Source organism: Cupriavidus sp. SHE (assembly GCF_000812445.1).
Lineage (GTDB): Bacteria > Pseudomonadota > Gammaproteobacteria > Burkholderiales > Burkholderiaceae > Cupriavidus > Cupriavidus metallidurans.
Window position 1 is genome coordinate 62,420 of record NZ_JWMB01000027.1, and the last position, 17,484, is coordinate 79,903.

At 64.1% G+C, this 17,484-nt stretch carries 17 protein-coding genes; 9 read left to right on the forward strand and 8 right to left on the reverse strand.

Going from position 1 to position 17,484, the window contains the following annotated elements; all coding sequences use genetic code 11:
- Positions 1 to 5 precede the first annotated feature (5 nt).
- Positions 6 to 422 carry a MaoC family dehydratase gene (locus RN01_RS15255; protein WP_024570995.1) on the forward strand — a complete coding sequence of 139 codons (417 nt, stop codon included), beginning with the start codon at positions 6 to 8 and terminating at the stop codon, positions 420 to 422.
- A 42-nt stretch (positions 423 to 464) separates the two neighbouring features.
- Positions 465 to 1,289, forward strand: coding sequence for an SDR family NAD(P)-dependent oxidoreductase (locus tag RN01_RS15260; protein ID WP_017512622.1), 825 nt, complete (start codon positions 465 to 467; stop codon positions 1,287 to 1,289).
- Positions 1,290 to 1,420: 131 nt separating this feature from the next.
- Here RN01_RS15260 and RN01_RS15265 read toward each other — a convergent pair whose 3' ends face one another.
- Positions 1,421 to 2,746: an SGNH/GDSL hydrolase family protein gene (locus RN01_RS15265; RefSeq protein WP_024570994.1), complete on the reverse strand. Its 1,326-nt coding sequence runs from the start codon at positions 2,744 to 2,746 to the stop codon at positions 1,421 to 1,423.
- Between the two features lie 417 nt (positions 2,747 to 3,163).
- On the opposite strand from RN01_RS15265, the gene RN01_RS15270 reads away from it, so the two are divergent.
- The 5 genes from RN01_RS15270 (at position 3,164) to RN01_RS15290 (ending at position 9,994) form a co-directional block, all read left to right on the forward strand.
- Complete coding sequence (locus RN01_RS15270; RefSeq protein WP_017512624.1) at positions 3,164 to 3,565, forward strand: hypothetical protein; 402 nt, start codon at positions 3,164 to 3,166, stop codon at positions 3,563 to 3,565.
- 72 nt (positions 3,566 to 3,637) lie between these two features.
- Positions 3,638 to 4,939 (forward strand): TolC family protein, encoded by a 1,302-nt coding sequence (locus RN01_RS15275; protein ID WP_017512625.1) that lies wholly within the window; start codon positions 3,638 to 3,640, stop codon positions 4,937 to 4,939.
- Positions 4,936 to 6,453, forward strand: a complete 1,518-nt coding sequence (locus RN01_RS15280) for an efflux RND transporter periplasmic adaptor subunit (RefSeq protein ID WP_017512626.1) — start codon at positions 4,936 to 4,938, stop codon at positions 6,451 to 6,453. The genes RN01_RS15275 and RN01_RS15280 overlap by 4 nt, the downstream gene beginning before the upstream one ends.
- The gene (locus tag RN01_RS15285) at positions 6,450 to 9,617 is read left to right on the forward strand and encodes an efflux RND transporter permease subunit (protein WP_017512627.1); all 3,168 of its coding nucleotides are present in this window, start codon (positions 6,450 to 6,452) and stop codon (positions 9,615 to 9,617) included. Before RN01_RS15280 ends, RN01_RS15285 begins: the two co-directional genes overlap by 4 nt.
- Positions 9,614 to 9,994 carry a copper-binding protein gene (locus RN01_RS15290; protein ID WP_024570993.1) on the forward strand — a complete coding sequence of 127 codons (381 nt, stop codon included), beginning with the start codon at positions 9,614 to 9,616 and terminating at the stop codon, positions 9,992 to 9,994. The genes RN01_RS15285 and RN01_RS15290 overlap by 4 nt, the downstream gene beginning before the upstream one ends.
- 122 nt (positions 9,995 to 10,116) lie before the next feature.
- Here RN01_RS15290 and RN01_RS15295 read toward each other — a convergent pair whose 3' ends face one another.
- From RN01_RS15295 to RN01_RS15315, 5 genes are all read right to left on the reverse strand, one after another.
- A complete protein-coding gene (locus RN01_RS15295) occupies positions 10,117 to 10,335 on the reverse strand; it encodes a DUF2188 domain-containing protein (RefSeq protein WP_008647358.1) in 219 nt (72 codons plus the stop codon).
- 27 nt (positions 10,336 to 10,362) lie between these two features.
- A complete protein-coding gene (locus tag RN01_RS15300; RefSeq protein WP_017512629.1) occupies positions 10,363 to 10,596 on the reverse strand; it encodes a hypothetical protein in 234 nt (77 codons plus the stop codon).
- 212 nt (positions 10,597 to 10,808) lie between these two features.
- The gene (locus tag RN01_RS15305; RefSeq protein WP_011519450.1) at positions 10,809 to 11,249 is read right to left on the reverse strand and encodes a PaaI family thioesterase; all 441 of its coding nucleotides are present in this window, start codon (positions 11,247 to 11,249) and stop codon (positions 10,809 to 10,811) included.
- A 107-nt stretch (positions 11,250 to 11,356) separates the two neighbouring features.
- Positions 11,357 to 12,403 carry a tripartite tricarboxylate transporter substrate binding protein gene (locus RN01_RS15310; protein ID WP_035837084.1) on the reverse strand — a complete coding sequence of 349 codons (1,047 nt, stop codon included), beginning with the start codon at positions 12,401 to 12,403 and terminating at the stop codon, positions 11,357 to 11,359.
- A 42-nt stretch (positions 12,404 to 12,445) separates the two neighbouring features.
- Positions 12,446 to 14,140: a thiamine pyrophosphate-binding protein gene (locus RN01_RS15315; RefSeq protein ID WP_017515104.1), complete on the reverse strand. Its 1,695-nt coding sequence runs from the start codon at positions 14,138 to 14,140 to the stop codon at positions 12,446 to 12,448.
- A gap of 200 nt (positions 14,141 to 14,340) precedes the next feature.
- Here RN01_RS15315 and RN01_RS15320 point away from each other — a divergent pair, with 200 nt between their 5' ends.
- A complete protein-coding gene (locus RN01_RS15320; protein ID WP_017515105.1) occupies positions 14,341 to 15,030 on the forward strand; it encodes a GntR family transcriptional regulator in 690 nt (229 codons plus the stop codon).
- Between the two features lie 58 nt (positions 15,031 to 15,088).
- Here RN01_RS15320 and RN01_RS15325 read toward each other — a convergent pair whose 3' ends face one another.
- Positions 15,089 to 16,270: a diguanylate cyclase gene (locus RN01_RS15325; RefSeq protein ID WP_024570991.1), complete on the reverse strand. Its 1,182-nt coding sequence runs from the start codon at positions 16,268 to 16,270 to the stop codon at positions 15,089 to 15,091.
- A 142-nt stretch (positions 16,271 to 16,412) separates the two neighbouring features.
- On the reverse strand, positions 16,413 to 16,670 hold the full coding sequence (locus RN01_RS15330; protein WP_008651960.1) for a hypothetical protein: 258 nt from the start codon (positions 16,668 to 16,670) through the stop codon (positions 16,413 to 16,415).
- 275 nt (positions 16,671 to 16,945) lie between these two features.
- Between RN01_RS15330 and RN01_RS15335 the strand changes: the two genes are divergently transcribed.
- Positions 16,946 to 17,371, forward strand: coding sequence for a phasin family protein (locus RN01_RS15335; RefSeq protein ID WP_017514165.1), 426 nt, complete (start codon positions 16,946 to 16,948; stop codon positions 17,369 to 17,371).
- Positions 17,372 to 17,484: the final 113 nt, after the last annotated feature.

Sequence of the window (17,484 nt, forward strand, 5' to 3'; positions counted from 1 at the left end):
GTTCCATGAGTATGCCGAATTTCGAACAGATCCAGGTGGGCGACACGCTGCCGCCCCTGACGCTGGAGCCGATCAACCGCACCACGCTGGCGCTGTTCGCCGGCGCGTCGAACGACCACAACGCGATCCATATCGACATCGACTACGCCCGCAAGGCAGGCATGCCGGACGTGTTCGCCCACGGGATGCTGTCGATGGCGTACCTGGGCCGGTTGCTGACCCTGTGGGTTGACCAGCGCCAGATCCGCGACTTCGGCGTGCGCTTCGTCGGAATCACCCATCTGGGCCATCGCATCACTTGCACAGGCCACGTGGTCGAGAAGTTCGAAGCCGACGGCGAGCACCGCGTGAAGGTCGAACTGCGCACCGCGAACCAGTACGACGAAACGAGGATCCTGGGCGACGCAGTCGTCGCCCTGTAACAAGCTGTTCAAGCCACCCATCATCACCAAAGGAGTCAAGACATGGGAGCACTCGAAGGCAACGTGGCACTGGTCACCGGTTCCGGCCGCGGCATCGGCCACGCCATCGCACAACGCCTGGCGCGCGAAGGCGCGCGCCTGGTCATCAATGATCTGGATGCGGAGCCCGCCCACGCCACCGTGGAAGCGTTGCGCAAGATGGGCGTGGAAGCCGTGGCCTGCGTAGGCAACGTGACGGCACCCGACTTTGCCGACCGCTTTATCGGCACGGCGATGTCCGAGTTCAAGGGCATCGACATCATCGTCAACAACGCCGGGTTCACCTGGGACGACGTGGTGCAGAAGATGAGCGACGAGCAATGGCACGCGATTCTCGACTGCCACATGACGGCCCCGTTCCGCATCCTGCGGGCCGCGTATCCGCACATCAAGGCGCTGCACGCTGCTGACAAGGAAGCGGGCCGCGAGGTCTATCGCAAGATCGTCAACATCTCGTCGACGTCGGCGCTGAACGGCAATGCCGGGCAGATCAACTACTCGGGCGCGAAGGCCGGTGTGATTGGCATGACACGCGCCATCGCACGCGAGTGGGGTCGCTTCAACGTCAACGTGAACGCCGTGGCATTCGGCCTGATCCATACGCGCATGACCTCGGCCGACGCGAATGCGGGCGCCACCGTGAACATCGAAGGCCGCGAGATTCGCGTCGGCCTGAATCCGGAAATGCTCAAGTCGCACGCCCAGCGCAACCCGCTCGGCCGGGGCGGCACGCCGGAAGAAGCCGCTGGCGGCGTCTACCTGTTCTGCTCGCCGGATTCGAACTACATCACGGGCCAGACCATCGCCGTGGCCGGTAATCTGCAGTAATCAGCACGCTGTTGATCCGAAGCGTGCCGGCACCAGCCACGACTACCCGTCGTGCGCAGGCGTCGGCACCAATGAAAAAGCCCCGGCCGTTCATTTGCGGCCGGGGCTTTCTCTCGTGACAGTCGCAAGCGTCAGAACGTGTTCACCACCTTCCTCACCGCGTCTGCCATCTTGCCCGCCAGGTAGATATGACCCGCGGCAGTCGGATGCACCCCGTCGGCGGAGATGTAGATATCGCTATTGCCATCCCCCTTCGGGTTGGCGACGTTCCCCGTGCCGGTCTGCCACTGCTCCCCCATGTTGTCGATGAAGTAGAAGTTGGCGCGGGTGCCAACGGCCGCCTTGATGGCGTCCTGATGCGCCTGAAGCTCGCAACCGGGCGACCACGGCCCCACAACGAACACCACGGTGTTGGGCAGGTTCTTCTGCACGTCATCGAACAGGGCGGTGGCTTCCGCCTTGAATTCGTCCGTCGATGTGCAGGCATCATTAAGCCCGCCGGCGATGACGACCACGTGCGGCTTGAACGGATAGACATCGGTGGCGACACGGTCGCGGAACTTGAGTTTCGGCGCTGGGGCGGCCAGATAGCCGGTGGAGCCTACGCCGGACTGATACATGTCGTTCCAGCCCACCAGATAGCCAAGCTTGGCCGCATAGTTGTCGAAGCTGTAGCCTAGTCCGGCCATCCCCTCCGTAATGGAGTCTCCCAGTATGACAGCCCGCACCTTCGGCACCACCGGTGGTGCCGTGACGGAATCCCCGGGGGCGATCCGCAGTCCGCCGAATCGCATGTTTGGCGTCTCGATACGGATCTTTCGGGACTTCCTCGCCCCCTGGAAGTCGACGCGCGTGAGGTACAGGTTGCCGTCGTCCGGGTACGCAACCGGTGTGGTGGAGGCATACTGCCCATCCACCAGAATCCGGTGCGCCGATATCTGGTAGTTGCCCTTTACCAGGATCTCGAACGTTGGCGCGTCGGTGACGAACTCGATGTAGTAGACGTTGGAATCGCGGCCCAATCCGCCGTAGTTCACTGCCGTGTTCTTGACGAGTTGATTATCCGGGATAGCGGTGCCGGCCGTTTCCATGGCGCCAATGTAGCGCAGCGACGGATCGTTAGGCGGCACCAGCGTGCTGTCCTTGATCGTCGACGGCATGTTGGCCGTGCCAGCCGTAATGATCGGCGGCGACGTCATGGTGGTTGGCGCCCCGCCATCCGCCAGTGCCGACTTGAGCAGCGCCTTGGTGGTCTGCAACTCCGTCACCGTCGCGGGCGGGTTGGTAGTGGTTGGTGGCGTTACTGGCGTCGATGGCGTGGTGCCCGGCGCTGCTGGGCTCGCGGTGCCGGAACTGCCGCCCGACGCCTGCGTTGTACCATCCCCACCACCGCCTCCGCAGCCAGATACGAGTCCGACCGCCAGGGCCATCGACAAAGCAGCAAGTTTTGATTTCATCCCGTTCTCCTTTCTTTTTTTTAATTATTTGCATGAAGTGAGCACGGCGGCACTCCGCCAGAGGGCCTAATTTCGCATCCATCTTTTGAATTACCTCTGTCGTGGATATCGGATCCGGAACTCAATCTTTCGGCCCATGAATCACCACCTGACAATCTGTTCGCGCAGCTATTGACCCCTCTTCAATCAGGCGCCGAGGCACAGCGGCTGATCGCGGCACTGCGCCAATCTCACGATTGGCATTCCGGTACACCGCCGGGTGTCGCGAGCATTGACGCAACACATGCTCCAGTCACATGCCGCTTGAACGTTCCTGCCGTGGGAACGTTCAAGCATCCTGGATGCCAATCAAATCCCGCTATTGCTTTCAACGAAAAAGCCGTTATGCTTGGCGCTGTTTTGACATCCTCGTAGATCGTGCGTCATCTGGCCCGCCGGCATTCATGGATTGCCGGATTCCTTCTGATCTTGTTCCTGTCGGTGCAACTGGCGACCGCCGCCTATGCCTGCACGATGGGGATGAACTCGACGGATGAACATCCGTCGATGGAAGCGACGATGTCCTGCGCCGACATGGCCGAGCAGGATGCCGCGCAGAACGACGGCCAGAAAGCGCTTTGCATGAGCCATTGCCAGGCCAACGCGAAGCACGCGGACCACGCCACGCCGCAGATTCCGGCATTCATCCCGTTCCTCGTCAGCATCGTCGTCGAGCCCCCCGTGCTGGACAACGCGCCAATGCTTGCGGAGCGCGCGCAGAGCCAGCCACGCGCCCCGCCTCCGCCGCACGCCATTCTTCACTGCTGTTTCCGTACGTAGCCTCCGAAGCAACGCCAATTCCGTTCCGCCCCCGAAACCTCGGGCGCGGTGGCCGTTGTTTCCGGAGGCTTTATGTCATTCCCGCTTCGCCTGAGGCTGGCGCTGCTTTGCGCGTCCGCCATCGGCATGTCGGTGTCGCTCGCCGCGTCACCACACGCCGTCCCTTCCCTGTCGCTTGAAGAGGCCGCTGCACTCGCCACGACACATGCGCACGACGCAGAAAACACGCGCGGGGCCGTAGAGGCTGCCGTGCAGATGGCCGTGGCGGCCGGGCAGTTGCCCGATCCCGTCCTGAAGGTTGGACTGAACAATGTCCCAACCGATGGCCCCGACAAGTTCTCGCTAACCCGCGAAAGCATGACCATGCGGTCGGTCAGCGTGATGCAGGAGTTCACGCGCTCGGACAAACGCCGGGCCCGTGCGGCACGCTTCGAGGCCGAGGCCGCCTCGGCCGACGCCCAACGCATGGTCGGCATGACCAATGTCCAGCGCAGCGCCGTGGCCGCATGGATCGACCGCTGGTACGCCGAACGGGCCGCGGCACTCCTTGCCAGTCATGAGCAACCCCTGAGCCTGACGCTGGAAGCGGCCAATGCCGCCTACCGTAGCGGCCGTGGCACCCGCGCCGACGTGTTGTCCGCCCAACTCGAAGTGCAAAAGCTGCGCGACCGCGAAAACGAAAACCAGGCGGCACTTGACACCGCCAACGTGAATCTCACCCGCTGGATCGGCACCGATGCGAGCCGCCCCCTGGGCGATCCCCCCACGCTGGCAGTGCCGGATCGCGTCGCGCAACTTGCCCAGAACCATTTTGACGGTGTCCCCGAAGTTGCCGCGGCCCAGCGCGACGTCGCGCTCGCGGAGTCCGAGATCCGCGTGGCGGACGAGGCCCGCAAGCCTGACGTCTCCCTGGAACTGATGTACAGCCAGCGCGGCTCGGCCTATTCAAACCTCGCCTCGATCAATGTGAGCATCCCCTTGCCCTGGGATCGCGCCAACCGGCAGGACCGCGAAGTCGCTGCCCGGCTCGCGCAGGCCACGGCGGCACGTGCGAAAGCGGAGATGATCCGGCGCGACACCGATGCCGTGGTCGGCGCCAGGCTCGCCGAGTTGCGCCGCAACCTGGAACGCCTGAAACGCTACGACAACGCCACGCTGCCGCTTACCAATGCCCAGGCGGAGGCCGCGTTGACGGCCTATCGCGCCAATGCCGGGTCCCTGCAGGCCGTGGCCGATGCCAATCACCGTGTCATCGATACCTCGCTGGAGCGGCTATCGCTGGAACAACGCACGACCCGACTCTGGGCCGAACTCACCTTCCTGACACCGCTGCCTACCGCACAAACCGAACCCGCCAACAAGGATCTTCCATGAACGCACGACTGACCATCACGGCGACTTGCCTGGTCCTGATTGGCGTGGCCGGCTACAGCGGCTATCGCCTTGGCGCATCGCACACCATGCCGGCAACGTCCGCCACGCAAGGCGACAGGAAAATTCTCTACTGGCACGACCCCATGGTCCCCGGCCAGCGATTCGACAAACCCGGCAAGTCACCCTTCATGGATATGCCGCTGGTGCCGGTCTATGCCGACGGCGATGACGCAGGGAATGGCGTGAATAAGGGCGGCGTCAGCATCGACAGCCGCGTCGCACAGAACCTTGGCATCCGCACGGCGGAAGTGCAATCCGCCCATATGGGCGCAGTGGTTAAGGCGCCCGGCAACGTGGCGATCGACGAGCGCAGCATCCGCGTGATCCAGGCTCGCACCACCGCCTTCGTGCAGCACGTCAGTGTGCGCGCCACCCTAGATCCGGTACGGCAGGGCCAGACGCTGGTCACTTTCTACGCGCCAGACTGGGTCGCCGCGCAAGAAGAGTACCTGGCGGTGACGCGCTTGCCCGCCAGCCTTCAGAACGATCTGGCAAGCGCCGCCAAAGCGCGGATGCTCCAGTCGGGCATGACACAGAGCCAGGCCGATGCGGTCATCCGCACCGGCAAGCTTCAATCGGCGCAGAGCATCGCCAGTCCGCTGGATGGCCTGGTCACCGAAATCGCGGTACGCGAAGGGATGACGATCAGCCCAGGCATGACGCTGTTCCGCCTGGCCGATCTCGCTCAGGTCTGGGTGATTGCCGAAGTGCCGGAAGCCCAGGCGCGCAGCATCGCACCGGGCCAGACCGTGACGGTGTCTGCCACCGCCGCGCCGGATCCCGTGCAAGGCAAGGTCGACGCGATTCTGCCCGACGTTGACCCTGCCACGCGCACCATCAAGGTCCGCATCGTGCTGCCGAACAAGCAGCGTCGCCTTGTGCCCGGCATGTTCGCCAGCGTCCGCTTTGAGAACGACGACCGGCAAGACGTGCTGCAGATCCCGACCGAGGCGGTGATCCGCACGGGGCAACGGACTCTCGTTGTGGTCGATGCCGGCCAGCGGGGCTATGCCTCTACCGAGATCCGCACCGGACGCGAGGTCGACGGCATGACCGAGGTGACCGCCGGACTGCGCGCCGGACAGCGCGTCGTAACGTCCGGCCAGTTCCTGGTCGATTCCGAAGCCAGCCTGCGCGGCACGTCGGAGCGGATGGAAACCCCGGTCACAGCTTCTGCGCCGTCGGCAACATCTGCACCATCGGCGGCAACACAGGAGCACGAAGCCACGGGCCGCATCGAAGCCGTGAACGCCGACAGCCTGACGATCTCCCATGGCGCAGTGCCCTCGGCGCAGTGGGGCGCCATGACGATGGATTTCGCCGCACATGATGCCGCCCAGCTCAAGGGACTGAAACCGGGTGACCGCATCCGCTTCCGCTTTCATCTGACCGAAGACGGCACGGCCATGCTGTCGTCGGTGCAGCCCGCAGGTGCCGAAGGAGGTCAGCGATGATTGCACGCATCATCCTCGCGTCGATCCGCAACCGCTTCCTGGTGCTGCTGGCCACGGTCATGCTGACGGTCTGGGGGCTATGGGCAGTCCGCACCACGCCGCTCGACGCGTTGCCGGATCTTTCCGATACGCAGGTCATCATCCGCACCCCGTTCCCGGGCCAGGCGCCGCAGATCGTCGAGAACCAGGTCACCTACCCGCTCACCACGACGATGTTGTCCGTGCCGGGGGCCAAGACCGTGCGCGGCTATTCCTTCTTCGGCGATTCCTTTGTCTACGTGCTGTTCGAGGACGGGACCGACCCATACTGGGCCCGCTCCCGCGTGCTGGAGTACCTGAATCAGGTGCAGTCGCGTCTGCCGGCGGCCGCCAGGCCCGCACTGGGGCCCGACGCCACCGGTGTGGGATGGGTCTATGAGTACGCGCTGGTCGATCGCACCGGCAAGCATGACCTGAGCCAGTTGCGCGCCTTGCAGGACTGGTTCCTGCGCTTCGAGCTGAAGTCGCTGCCGAACGTCTCCGAGGTGGCCTCGCTGGGCGGCATGGTGCGGCAATACCAGGTGGTGCTGAAGCCTGACCGCCTACGCGCCTACAACCTCCCGCAATCGAAGGTGATCGCCGCGATTCGTGGCGCCAACCAGGAGGCAGGCGGCTCGGTGCTGGAGCTAGGCGAAGCCGAGTATATGGTCAGGGCATCTGGCTACCTGAAGACACTCGACGATTTCCGGCAGATTCCTATCGAGACCAGTACGGCCGGTGTTCCGGTGCGCCTTGGTGACGTCGCGACGATCCAGCTCGGGCCCGAGATGCGACGTGGCATCTCCGACCTCAACGGCGAAGGCGAAGTGACGGGCGGCGTCATCGTGATGCGCTCGGGCAAGAACGCGCTGGAGACGATCGATGCCGTCAAGGCCAAACTTGCAGTGCTGAAGAAGAGCCTGCCCGCCGGCGTCGAGATTGTCACGACCTACGACCGCTCCGCGCTGATTCATCGCGCGGTGAACAATCTGTCGTACAAGCTGGCCGAAGAGTTCGTGGTCGTCGCGCTGGTCTGCCTGATCTTCCTGTTCCACCTGCGCTCGGCGCTGGTAGCCATCGTGTCGCTGCCGCTCGGCGTGCTGGCCGCCTTCCTCGTCATGCGGTATCAGGGCGTCAACGCCAACATCATGTCGCTCGGCGGCATCGCCATTGCAGTCGGCGCCATGGTCGACGCCGCAGTGGTAATGATCGAGAACGCGCACAAGCATCTGGAACGCTGGCATGCCGATCACCCCGGGCGGCCACTCTCCGGCGAAGACCGCTGGCGCGTGATTGGCGCATCCGCAGCCGAAGTCGGTCCCGCGCTGTTTTTCTCGCTGTTGATCATCACGCTGTCTTTCATCCCGGTGTTCACGCTGGAAGCACAGGAAGGCAAGATGTTCTCGCCGCTGGCCTTCACAAAGACCTACTCGATGGCGGCTGCGGCAGGCCTCTCGGTGACACTGGTGCCGGTGCTGATGGGTTACCTGATTCGCGGCCGCATTCCCGCCGAGCAGGCCAACCCGCTGAACCGCTGGCTCATTCGCGCCTACCAGCCAATCCTGACCCGCGTGCTGGCCTATCCGCGCGCGACCATCGCACTGGCGGTTGTCGCGCTGGTGGCCACTGCCTGGCCGATCATGCGGATTGGCGGCGAGTTCATGCCCCCGCTCGACGAAGGCGATCTGCTCTACATGCCCTCGGCTTTGCCCGGCCTTTCCGCTGGCAAGGCGGCGCAATTGCTGCAGCAGACCGATCGGCTGATCAAGTCGGTGCCGGAAGTCGCCACGGTGCAGGGCAAGGCCGGCCGTGCCGATTCGGCCACCGACCCTGCCCCGCTGGAGATGTTCGAAACCACGATCCAGTTCAAGCCACGCGACCAGTGGCGCCCGGGCATGACACCCGACAAACTCGTCGAGGAGCTTGATCGCGTGGTGAAGATTCCGGGACTCTCCAACATCTGGGTGCCGCCGATCCGCAACCGCATCGACATGCTGGCCACCGGGATCAAGAGCCCGGTTGGCATCAAGGTGGCAGGCACCGACCTGAAGGAGATCGACCGGCTTGCCACTCGCATCGAAGAAACCGTGAAGACCGTTCCCGGTGTCACCTCGGCTCTGGCGGAACGCCTGACCGGCGGGCGCTATATCGACGTTGACATCGACCGCGCGGCCGCTGGCCGGTACGGGCTCAATATCGGCGACGTGCAGGCCATCGTCTCCTCGGCGATCGGTGGCGACAACATCGGCGAAGTGGTCGACGGGCTGGCCCGCTATCCCATCAACGTGCGCTACCCGCGCGACTATCGGGATTCTGTCGAGCAACTGCGGAGCCTGCCCATCGTGACTGACCGCGGCCAGCAGATCGTGCTTTCCGACGTCGCCCGCATCCGAGTGGAACAGGGTCCGCCGATGCTGCGCAGCGAGAACGCACGGCTGTCAGGGTGGATCTACGTCGACATCCGTGGACGCGACCTGCGCTCCGCGGTGCGCGACATGCAGGCGGCCGTGAGCAAGGCAGTGCCGATGCCTGCGGGCTATTCGCTGAGCTGGTCCGGTCAGTTCGAGTATCTGGAGCGTGCCGCCGCGAAGATGAAGGTGGTGGTGCCATTCACGCTACTGATCATCTTCGTGCTGCTCTATCTGGTCTTCGGTCGGCTCGACGAGGCACTGCTGATCATGGGCACGCTGCCGCTGGCGCTGATCGGCGGCCTCTGGCTGCTTTATCTGCTCGGCTACAACCTGTCGGTAGCCGGCGTGGTCGGTTTCATCGCGCTGGCCGGTGTGGCCGCGGAGTTCGGCGTGATCATGCTGCTTTATCTCAAGCACGCCTGGGAGGATAGCCAGGCACGCGGCATCACCGACATCGATGCCCTGCTTGCCGCCATCCAGGAAGGCGCCGTGCAGCGCGTGCGGCCCAAGGCGATGACTGTCGCCGTCATCCTGGCAGGCCTGATCCCGATCATGTGGTCACACGGCACCGGCTCCGAAGTCATGCAGCGCATTGCCGCGCCGATGGTTGGCGGCATGGTCACGGCGCCTCTGCTGTCGCTGTTCGTGGTGCCCGCCGTGTACCTGTTGATCCGCCGTCGCGAAACGAAGACTTCCCCATCATTCACTCACACGCCCATCAAGGAGCAAGCATGAAAACCTCTCTCACTTCTCTGACCTCTCTCACCTCCCGCACCTCTCTCCACGCTGCCGTCTTCGCGCTCGCCGTTGGCCTGATGCCTCCGACGTTCGCGGCCGGGATGGACGGCGGTGCCGGCATGGACATGAAGCCCGCCGCCAAGGCAATGACGACGCCACAGCCCGTCTCCGCCGAAGTCCGGAAAGTCGATCCCGCAGCCGGCAAGATCACGCTCAAGCACGGCCCGATCATGAACCTGGGCATGCCGCCGATGACGATGGCATTCCCGGTCAAGGACCCGGCGATGCTGGCGAACCTGAAGGAAGGCGACAAGGTGTCGGCAACGTTCGACAACGTGGACGGAAGAATCACGGTCACCGACTTGCGCAAATAGCGCGATCGAGCCGCGCCGACGACCGGGATGGCTTGCCATCCCGGTGAAAAAAAGTCGCCGCGACCATCGCGGTCGCGGCCGAAAAGGGGGCTTGTTCGAAAGAAGGAGTCCTCGGACTTTCGTTATCCCCTGGTGTCAGGCGATCCGTGACCGAACGTGCTCCGTTCGTGGATCTGGCCGTCGCGCCCGTGTATCAGCAACTCAGCCCTCGTTCGCTTCGCCAGTTGCGTGGCGATGTCGATGGCTGCCTCTCGTGTCTGATATCGCGTGCGGGTTCCCGTCCCTTCGATTGCGATGGCCCACTCACTGCCGTGAGGGAGCACATGAATGTCGCCTGACATGCTGCGTCTCCGTTGACTTCTATGGTGCTATGCCGGCACCCTGCCAAGCACACCCACGTCGCTTGACTCGATCGGTTCGATCGGCTCGCTTGCGTGGGCTTCGCGCTCATAGATCATCAACATTGCACGTTCTTTAATGGCCTTGTGTACCCCCGCGGCAATCGCGGCGCCACGAGACGCGTATGCATTCAGCTGGCCATCGGATTCCACGGCCCAGTGGTTGTCCTGGGTGACCAGCACCTTCACGATAGATGTCGACATGCATGATCCGGTAGAAGTGGGTATGAATAAGTTCTACTCGGTATCCGCAGGCAGCGATGTAGGACGTTTTCCTATTCTGCGAGAAGGGGTGCGTCCGTCACGGCGCCATGCGAGCCGACTGGACCGTCAGCGCGAAAACGGGCCACTGTCGCAGACCACTATCAGCTTCGATCAGGGATGCAATCTGGCAATGTCGAGTATGGATACGGGCGCTATTTCTCCGCCTTGCCCTGCATGACCATGATGGTCTGCTGCATCAGCGCGCAAAGCGTCTCCTTCGGCCCTTCAACGGCAAATACTTCGGCCTGCGTCACGATCAGCGTGCGTCCCGCGCGGACGACACTGCCCCGGGCAATCAGCTTGTCGCCATTGGCGGGCGCCAGAAGATTCAGCTTGTACTCGACCGTCAGGACCGACGCGCCCGCCGGTACAAGCGACATCGCGGCGTAACCGCCTGCCGAGTCGGCAATGGTGCCGACCACGCCACCGTGAACGTAACCATGCTGCTGTTCGATGCCGTCCCAGTGCGGCACGTGAATCTCGGTTCTGCCCGCCTCCACCACGGGCAGCGTGGCGCGGATCAGATGCATGACGTTCTGGGATTGAAAGCTCGCCTGGACAGCTTCCACGAAGTTTGCGTTGGCGGGTGTCACCGTGCCGTCTCCTTTTGTGCGTTGGCGTGTGCGCAGGATTGTGGCATGGAAACCGCCTGGCGAGCCGGAGCGTCCCCGCTCCCCTACTCTCCTACTCCCCTCCTCTCCTACTCCTCCAGCTTCAGCCCGGTCTTCGCGACGAAGGCCTTCCAGCGTTCATACTGCTCGCGCGCGTAACGATCGAGCGCCGGACCGTCGGTGGCCATCACCTCGAACCCAGCCTGCGTCAGCTTGCGGTGGGTCTCCGGATCATTGAGGGCGGCCTGGAAGTCGCTGGTCAGCTTGCGCGCCACGGCCGGCGGCGTACCGGACGGTGCGAACACGCCAATCCACGAGTACGCCTCGAAGCCCGGGAATCCGGACTCCGCCACCGTCGGCACATCAGGCAGATCAGGAAGTCGGTTGGCGCCGGTGACAGCGAGGGGCTTGATGCGCCCCGCCGCGATCTGGCCCTTGAGCGCGGCGTAGCTCAGCAGCGTCAGGCTCGACACGTTCCCCAGCACGGCCTGCACAGCCGGCCCCCCGCCGGCGTAAGGCACGTGCAGCAGTTCCACCCCGGCCTGACGCTTCAAGTCCTCCGCGACGAGATGGTTCATCGAACCAAGACCGGTGGACGCGTAGCTGTACTGATTGGGCGCGCGCCGCGCGGCATCCAGGAATCCGCGCAGGTCCTTGCCGGGCACCGATGGATTGGCACCGATCACCAGTGGGAAACGCAGCGCCAGCGTGACACCGGAGAAATCCTTGAAGGTGTCATACGGCAGCCGGGACTTCGCAATGGGATTGATCGCATGGGTATCGAAGCTGATCAGCAGGGTGTTGCCGTCCGGCGCGGAGCGCGCCACGTACTGCGTCGCGACCTGACTCGCGGCGCCGGGACGGTTCTCCACCACCACGGGACGCCCCAACACCTCCGCCAGCTTGGGCTGCACGATGCGCGCGGCGATATCCGTGCTGCCCCCGGGCGGGAAGGTGACGACGAGCTTCAATGGCGTTCCACTATCCGCCCAGGCGGAAGTCGGCAACATGCCACCGGGCAGACACAGCGCGGACAGCGCGGCGATGACGGCAAGCCTGCCGCGTTGCGCGCGCGGCATCCCGCCAGAAGCGGCCGGCGTGGTTTGCCGGCGCGAGGAGAAACAAGGGAACAGCATGGTACGGCCCTCCTGTCATCCAGATGCAAAGCAGATATCGACTCAGCCCATCCACTGGCTGACCGGTGCCGCGGCGTCCTGCAACTCCTGCGTGATGACGTCCACCAGCGCGGGACCGTCATGCTCCAGCGCGGCGCGAATGGCCGCATCGAGCATCGCGGGATCTTCCACGCGCCACGCGCGCACGCCAAAGGCCTCGGCCACGCGCGCGTGATCGGTGCGGCTGAAATCCACGGAGAAGTAGCGGCGGTCATAGCCGGCCTTCTGGCTCGCCTTGATCCAGCCGAACACCGAGTTCGAGAACACGATCATCTTCAGCGGGATGCGGCGGCGTACCAGCGTTTCCATCTCGCCGCAGGTAAAGCCGAAACTGCCATCGCCCATCACGGAGACAACCGTGGTGCCAGGGCGACCCAGCGAAGCGCCGATACCGGCCGCCAGCGAGAAACCCAGCGCGCCATGCGCGCGATTGGTGATGAACTGCCGGCCGGCGCGTCGGCTCTCGTGATAGGCGGAGAAATACGGGCAAGGTGTGCCAGGGTCCGCGACCACGATGGCGTCCTCGGGCAAGAGGCGGTTGAGCGTATCGACCACGCGCTCGGGCTTGATCGGCCGCTCCAGCGAGGCCGCCAGCGGTGCGAAGCTCTCACGCTTGGCCGCGCGCGCGACTTCCACCAGCGCGCGCCCGTCGGCGGTATCGGCGCGGCGCGTCGGCAATCGGTCACGCACCGCGGCGTTCAACATGCGCAGGGCCAGCAAGGCATCGCCCACCATGCCGACGTCGGTGTTGTAGTTGGCCGCGATCACCATTGGATCGATGTCGATATGCAAGATCGGCACGTTGCGGCCGGGGAAGCGCCAGTGCTCGGTGGTGGTGGAGCCGGCGCGGCAACCGATGAACAGCACGACATCGGCATTGGCCACCAGATCGCGGGTGGCCGGGATGCCGCCATTGGCGCCTACCACGCCGGCGTTGAGCGGGTGCGTATCGGCCAGGCTGCCCTGGCCGCTGACCGTGGTGCACACCGGCGCGTTGAGCGAAGTCGCGAGCGTGTCCAGCTCAGCGCAGGCGCCCGAAATCACCACGCCACCGCCGCAGATGATCAGCGGCGCGCGCGCTTCGGTCAGACGGCGCGCGGCGCGATCGACCTCGTCGGGGTCCGGCGCGTAGCGCAGCGCAGGGAAACGATCGTGACCGGCCTGGGCCCAGATCCCGGCCGGGTCCACGTCATGTTTCTGAACGTCGTAGGGGAGGCACAGATGCGCCGAGCCCGGCTTGCCGGTCGTCATGGCGCGGAAGGCTGCGCGCACGGCGTCCGGAATCTGATCGGCACGGTCGATCGTGGTGTTCCACTTGGTCAGTGGTCGATACAGGGCTTCCTGGTCCAGCTCGGTCAGAGGGTATTTGCCGCGCGAGTTGACGGATACATCGGACGTAATGCCCAGCACCGGCACCGACGATTCGTTGGCCTCCACCAGGCCCGGCAACAGATAGGTGGCACCACCGCCACTCGGACCCTCGCACACGCCGACCTTGCCCGTGACGCGGGCGTAGGCATCCGCCATGTATGCGGCGCTGCGCTCGTCGCGCGCCAGCACGTGGTCCATGCCGTGGTCCAGGCGGGCCAGAGCATCGTAAAAAGGCAGGCTGGTATCGCCACACAAGCCAAAAATGTGCTTCACACCGTTGAGCTGGAGCATACGCACCATCGCTTCGGCGCCGTTCATCTTGGTCATCCGCTTGATCTCCATTGATCGGCCGGGTGAAGGAAGCGCCGGCGTCCGATGGAGCATACTCGAAAGAATACTTTTAAGTATACTGAAACGTATGCAAGAATTCGGACAGCAATTGCCGATGCCGGGTGCAGACAAGGGCATCTGGTAGCGCGCGCGGTATGATCCGTGCGATTCAAGAATCCCATCGGGCAGAAACAAGCATGAATTCGCCTATTTCCACGACTCGGCGCAAGCGCGGTTCCGACGTGTTCCAGACGCTGCGCGACATGGCCATCTCCTACGCGCTGAAACCGGGCGAGCGTCTCAACGAAATCGAACTGGCCGAGCAACTCGGCGTGAGCCGCACGCCGGTGCGCGAGGCACTGGCACGGCTGGCCACGCATGGCTTCCTGGAGGAGTCGAGCCGTGGCTACGTCCGCCGGCCGCTCGACATCCGCGAGATGCAGGACCTGTATGAGGCGCGCGTCGCCGTCGAACGCGAATGCCTGCGGCTTGCGTTCGAGCGTGCGTCAGCGGAGGGGGTCGAGGAATTGGCCCGATACCTGGAGCACAGCCGCTCGGTCTCGCCCGATACGCCGGCACAGCAACTCGTTGAACTGGACGAGGGCTTTCATTTGCGTATCGCGGAGTTGTCCGGCAATGCGGAGTTGCGCCGGATGCTGGCCAGCCTGAACGAACGCATTCGCTTCATCCGCTGGATCGACATGGAGAACGTGGGGCGCGATTCCACCCAGAGCGAGCACGCCGACATCGTGGACGCATTGAAGGCGCGCGACTGGCATCGGGCGGAGGCCCACCTGACCTCGCATATCGCGCTACGCCGCGAGCAGATCGTCGACGCCATCAAGAAGGGCCTGGCGCGCGTCTATCTGGAGGGTGAAGCGGACTGAAGGGGACTGAAGTGGATGGATGCGGGCCTCGCCGGCGGCCCACGCGTTAGGCGGTCAATCAGGCCGTTCGCATACTCAAGACAGCGTGGGTGGACACCATATCCGCCCAAAGCCGGGTCCGGATGCTGTTCCGTCCGGCCCGTTTGGCTTCATAGAGCAGCATATCGGCAGCGGCAATCAACGCGCTTTCGGTGACCTCGGTATCGCTGGCCGAAAAATCGACGGAGAGCACCCCGATGCTGACCGTGGCGCGCATACGCTTGCCATCGGGGCCTGGCACCTCGCTGTCCGCCACCGCGGCGCGCATATCCTCGGCCAGACTGGCGGCCGACTCGAAGTCCATCTGCGGCATGACGAGCAGAAACTCTTCCCCGCCGTAACGAACGACGCTGTCCCGTGGCTCGTGGATGCGGTCCTGCAGCAGCATGGCGACGTGCATCAGCACAGCATCGCCACCCTGGTGGCCGTGATTGTCGTTGACGCGTTTGAAATGGTCGATATCGCAAACCATCAGCGTCAGCCAGCGACGCTCGGCGCGAGCCCGCTCCAGCACCTGCGGCAGCAGCGTCGTGTGCAGATGGCGGCGGTTGAAGCAGGCTGTGAGATGGTCGCGGATGGATAGCGCCTTCAATGTACTGAGCGCCCGATACTCGTCGCGCCACAGTCGGTGATAGCGGCGTGCGGCGATGATGCCGAAGCTGTTGGTCAGCAGCAGAAGCATCGCCATCGTGACTTCGTCGGAGAACCTCGACTCCCCCCTCATCACGGCCAGCGCGATGAAGGCCGCCGTCGCGCCAAGGGCGATGCCAATCGCGGTGATGAGCCGATTCGGGATGAAGACGTAGATGACGATCAGCATGATGCAGAGCGACATCGCGTGCCAGGGCAACTCGCCGGGACGGAACCAGACGACCAGCATGAAGATCGCCATCCCGACGACCTCCGCCGCGCTGGCCACGGCCCGGTGGGCCAGCACCGACTCAGTTTTCCGGCGAATCAGATAGAGACCGCCGCAGGCAGTCAGCGCAACGGCGATTCGCCCCAGCAGCAGCACGAGCAACGACGTCCCATAGCCCAGCGCGGCCAGATCGGTCAGGGAAAAGGCCAGATAAAACAGCGAACAGAACACCAGGGTGACCCGCAACGACGCCCGCGTGGTCCGCAGATGGTGTTGCTGAAACTCCCGCTCGAGCCCCGGATCCGAGAACTCGACCCGAACCGGATCAACAGCGAAACTCATTTCGACGTCTGCTTCGGACATAAGCGCATGGGTGACCAGTCGGCCCGGCGGTCATTGAATGTGCGCCATTGTCTCCTATTACAGCCTGGCAGCCGGAAAGAATCCTCAATCCTTGATCTGCCTGGCAGAAGCCCGCGACCTGTCAGATCAGCTCGCGATACAGCACTGACAGCGATTCGCTACCGGGGGCGCCTTCGCGCCACATGCGCGCGGCAAAGGCGTCCTCGAACTCCTCGGTGCCTTCCTCGAACATGTCGTAGACGTTGTCGTGCGACAGCCCCTTCTCCAACACCATCAACGCGGCGTCAACGGCCTTGCGGGCGCGCTCCGGCAGTTGCGGCTGCAGCGCCTTCAGGGCGGCAATCTCGGCTTGCACCTGCTCTTCGGTCTTCATCGTCATGTCGTATTTCCATAGTGTTGGCGGCAGTCGCGCCGGTGGGCATTATGCAACGGGATCGGGCCGGGCAATCAGGCCGCTTGCCCGGCCCGGACGATACGCGGACCCGAGTGCCGTGTCAGCCGCTCGGCTCGCCCTCGCGATACCCCCCTTATTCATTCCCCAGTTCCCTTGCGGCACGCATTACACTTAGCCTGCCGCGTGGCGATCGGGCGACTTCACCCGTGAGCCGGCGCCGCTCGACTTCTGCTTGCTCTACCCCAACAAGGAGATTTGTCATGGCTACCGCGCCCAATCCGTTCACCGATATCACCAAACTGCTGGAACAGTACAAGCTCCCCGGCGTCGACATGACTTCGATCATCGAAGCGCGGCGCAAGGATATCGAAGCCCTCGCGGAGGCCAACAGGATCGCCTACGAGGGCATGCAGGCACTCGTGCAGAAGCAGACCGAAATCCTGAGCAAGAGCATGCAGGAGATTCAGGCCACGGCCCAGAAGATGGCCACGAGTGGCAATCCCGCAGAGGCCATGACCAAGCAGGGCGAACTCGTGCAGCAAGGCTTGCAGACAGCCTTCAACAACATGCGCGAACTGGCGGAAATGGCACAGAAATCGCAAGCCGAGGCACTGGCCGTGATCACCAAGCGTGCCGAGCAGAGCATCGCGGAAGCGAAAAGCCTGATGAAGCCAGCGGGCAAGTAGCCTCCTGGCGGCGAAGCCCGGCCTGACCGGCCGGGCCCGCAGGCCTGGAAGCGTCAACGTCTGATCGAACTGGAATACGGCATCAATACGGAGAACCGACCGGTGGCAGGCAC

Excerpts from the sequence above, each read along its gene's own strand:
- RN01_RS15330 (WP_008651960.1), bottom strand. The coding sequence starts at position 16,670 with ATGACGATGAAGACCGAAGAGCAGGTGCAAGCCGAGATTGCCGCCCTG.
- RN01_RS15320 (WP_017515105.1), top strand. The coding sequence starts at position 14,341 with ATGAATTCGCCTATTTCCACGACTCGGCGCAAGCGCGGTTCCGACGTG.
- RN01_RS15260 (WP_017512622.1), top strand. The coding sequence starts at position 465 with ATGGGAGCACTCGAAGGCAACGTGGCACTGGTCACCGGTTCCGGCCGC.
- RN01_RS15315 (WP_017515104.1), bottom strand. The coding sequence starts at position 14,140 with ATGACCAAGATGAACGGCGCCGAAGCGATGGTGCGTATGCTCCAGCTC.
- RN01_RS15255 (WP_024570995.1), top strand. The coding sequence starts at position 6 with ATGAGTATGCCGAATTTCGAACAGATCCAGGTGGGCGACACGCTGCCG.
- RN01_RS15310 (WP_035837084.1), bottom strand. The coding sequence starts at position 12,403 with ATGCTGTTCCCTTGTTTCTCCTCGCGCCGGCAAACCACGCCGGCCGCT.
- RN01_RS15275 (WP_017512625.1), top strand. The coding sequence starts at position 3,638 with ATGTCATTCCCGCTTCGCCTGAGGCTGGCGCTGCTTTGCGCGTCCGCC.
- RN01_RS15335 (WP_017514165.1), top strand. The coding sequence starts at position 16,946 with ATGGCTACCGCGCCCAATCCGTTCACCGATATCACCAAACTGCTGGAA.
- RN01_RS15325 (WP_024570991.1), bottom strand. The coding sequence starts at position 16,270 with ATGAGTTTCGCTGTTGATCCGGTTCGGGTCGAGTTCTCGGATCCGGGG.
- RN01_RS15290 (WP_024570993.1), top strand. The coding sequence starts at position 9,614 with ATGAAAACCTCTCTCACTTCTCTGACCTCTCTCACCTCCCGCACCTCT.
- RN01_RS15295 (WP_008647358.1), bottom strand. The coding sequence starts at position 10,335 with ATGTCAGGCGACATTCATGTGCTCCCTCACGGCAGTGAGTGGGCCATC.
- RN01_RS15280 (WP_017512626.1), top strand. The coding sequence starts at position 4,936 with ATGAACGCACGACTGACCATCACGGCGACTTGCCTGGTCCTGATTGGC.
- RN01_RS15285 (WP_017512627.1), top strand. The coding sequence starts at position 6,450 with ATGATTGCACGCATCATCCTCGCGTCGATCCGCAACCGCTTCCTGGTG.
- RN01_RS15265 (WP_024570994.1), bottom strand. The coding sequence starts at position 2,746 with ATGAAATCAAAACTTGCTGCTTTGTCGATGGCCCTGGCGGTCGGACTC.
- RN01_RS15300 (WP_017512629.1), bottom strand. The coding sequence starts at position 10,596 with ATGTCGACATCTATCGTGAAGGTGCTGGTCACCCAGGACAACCACTGG.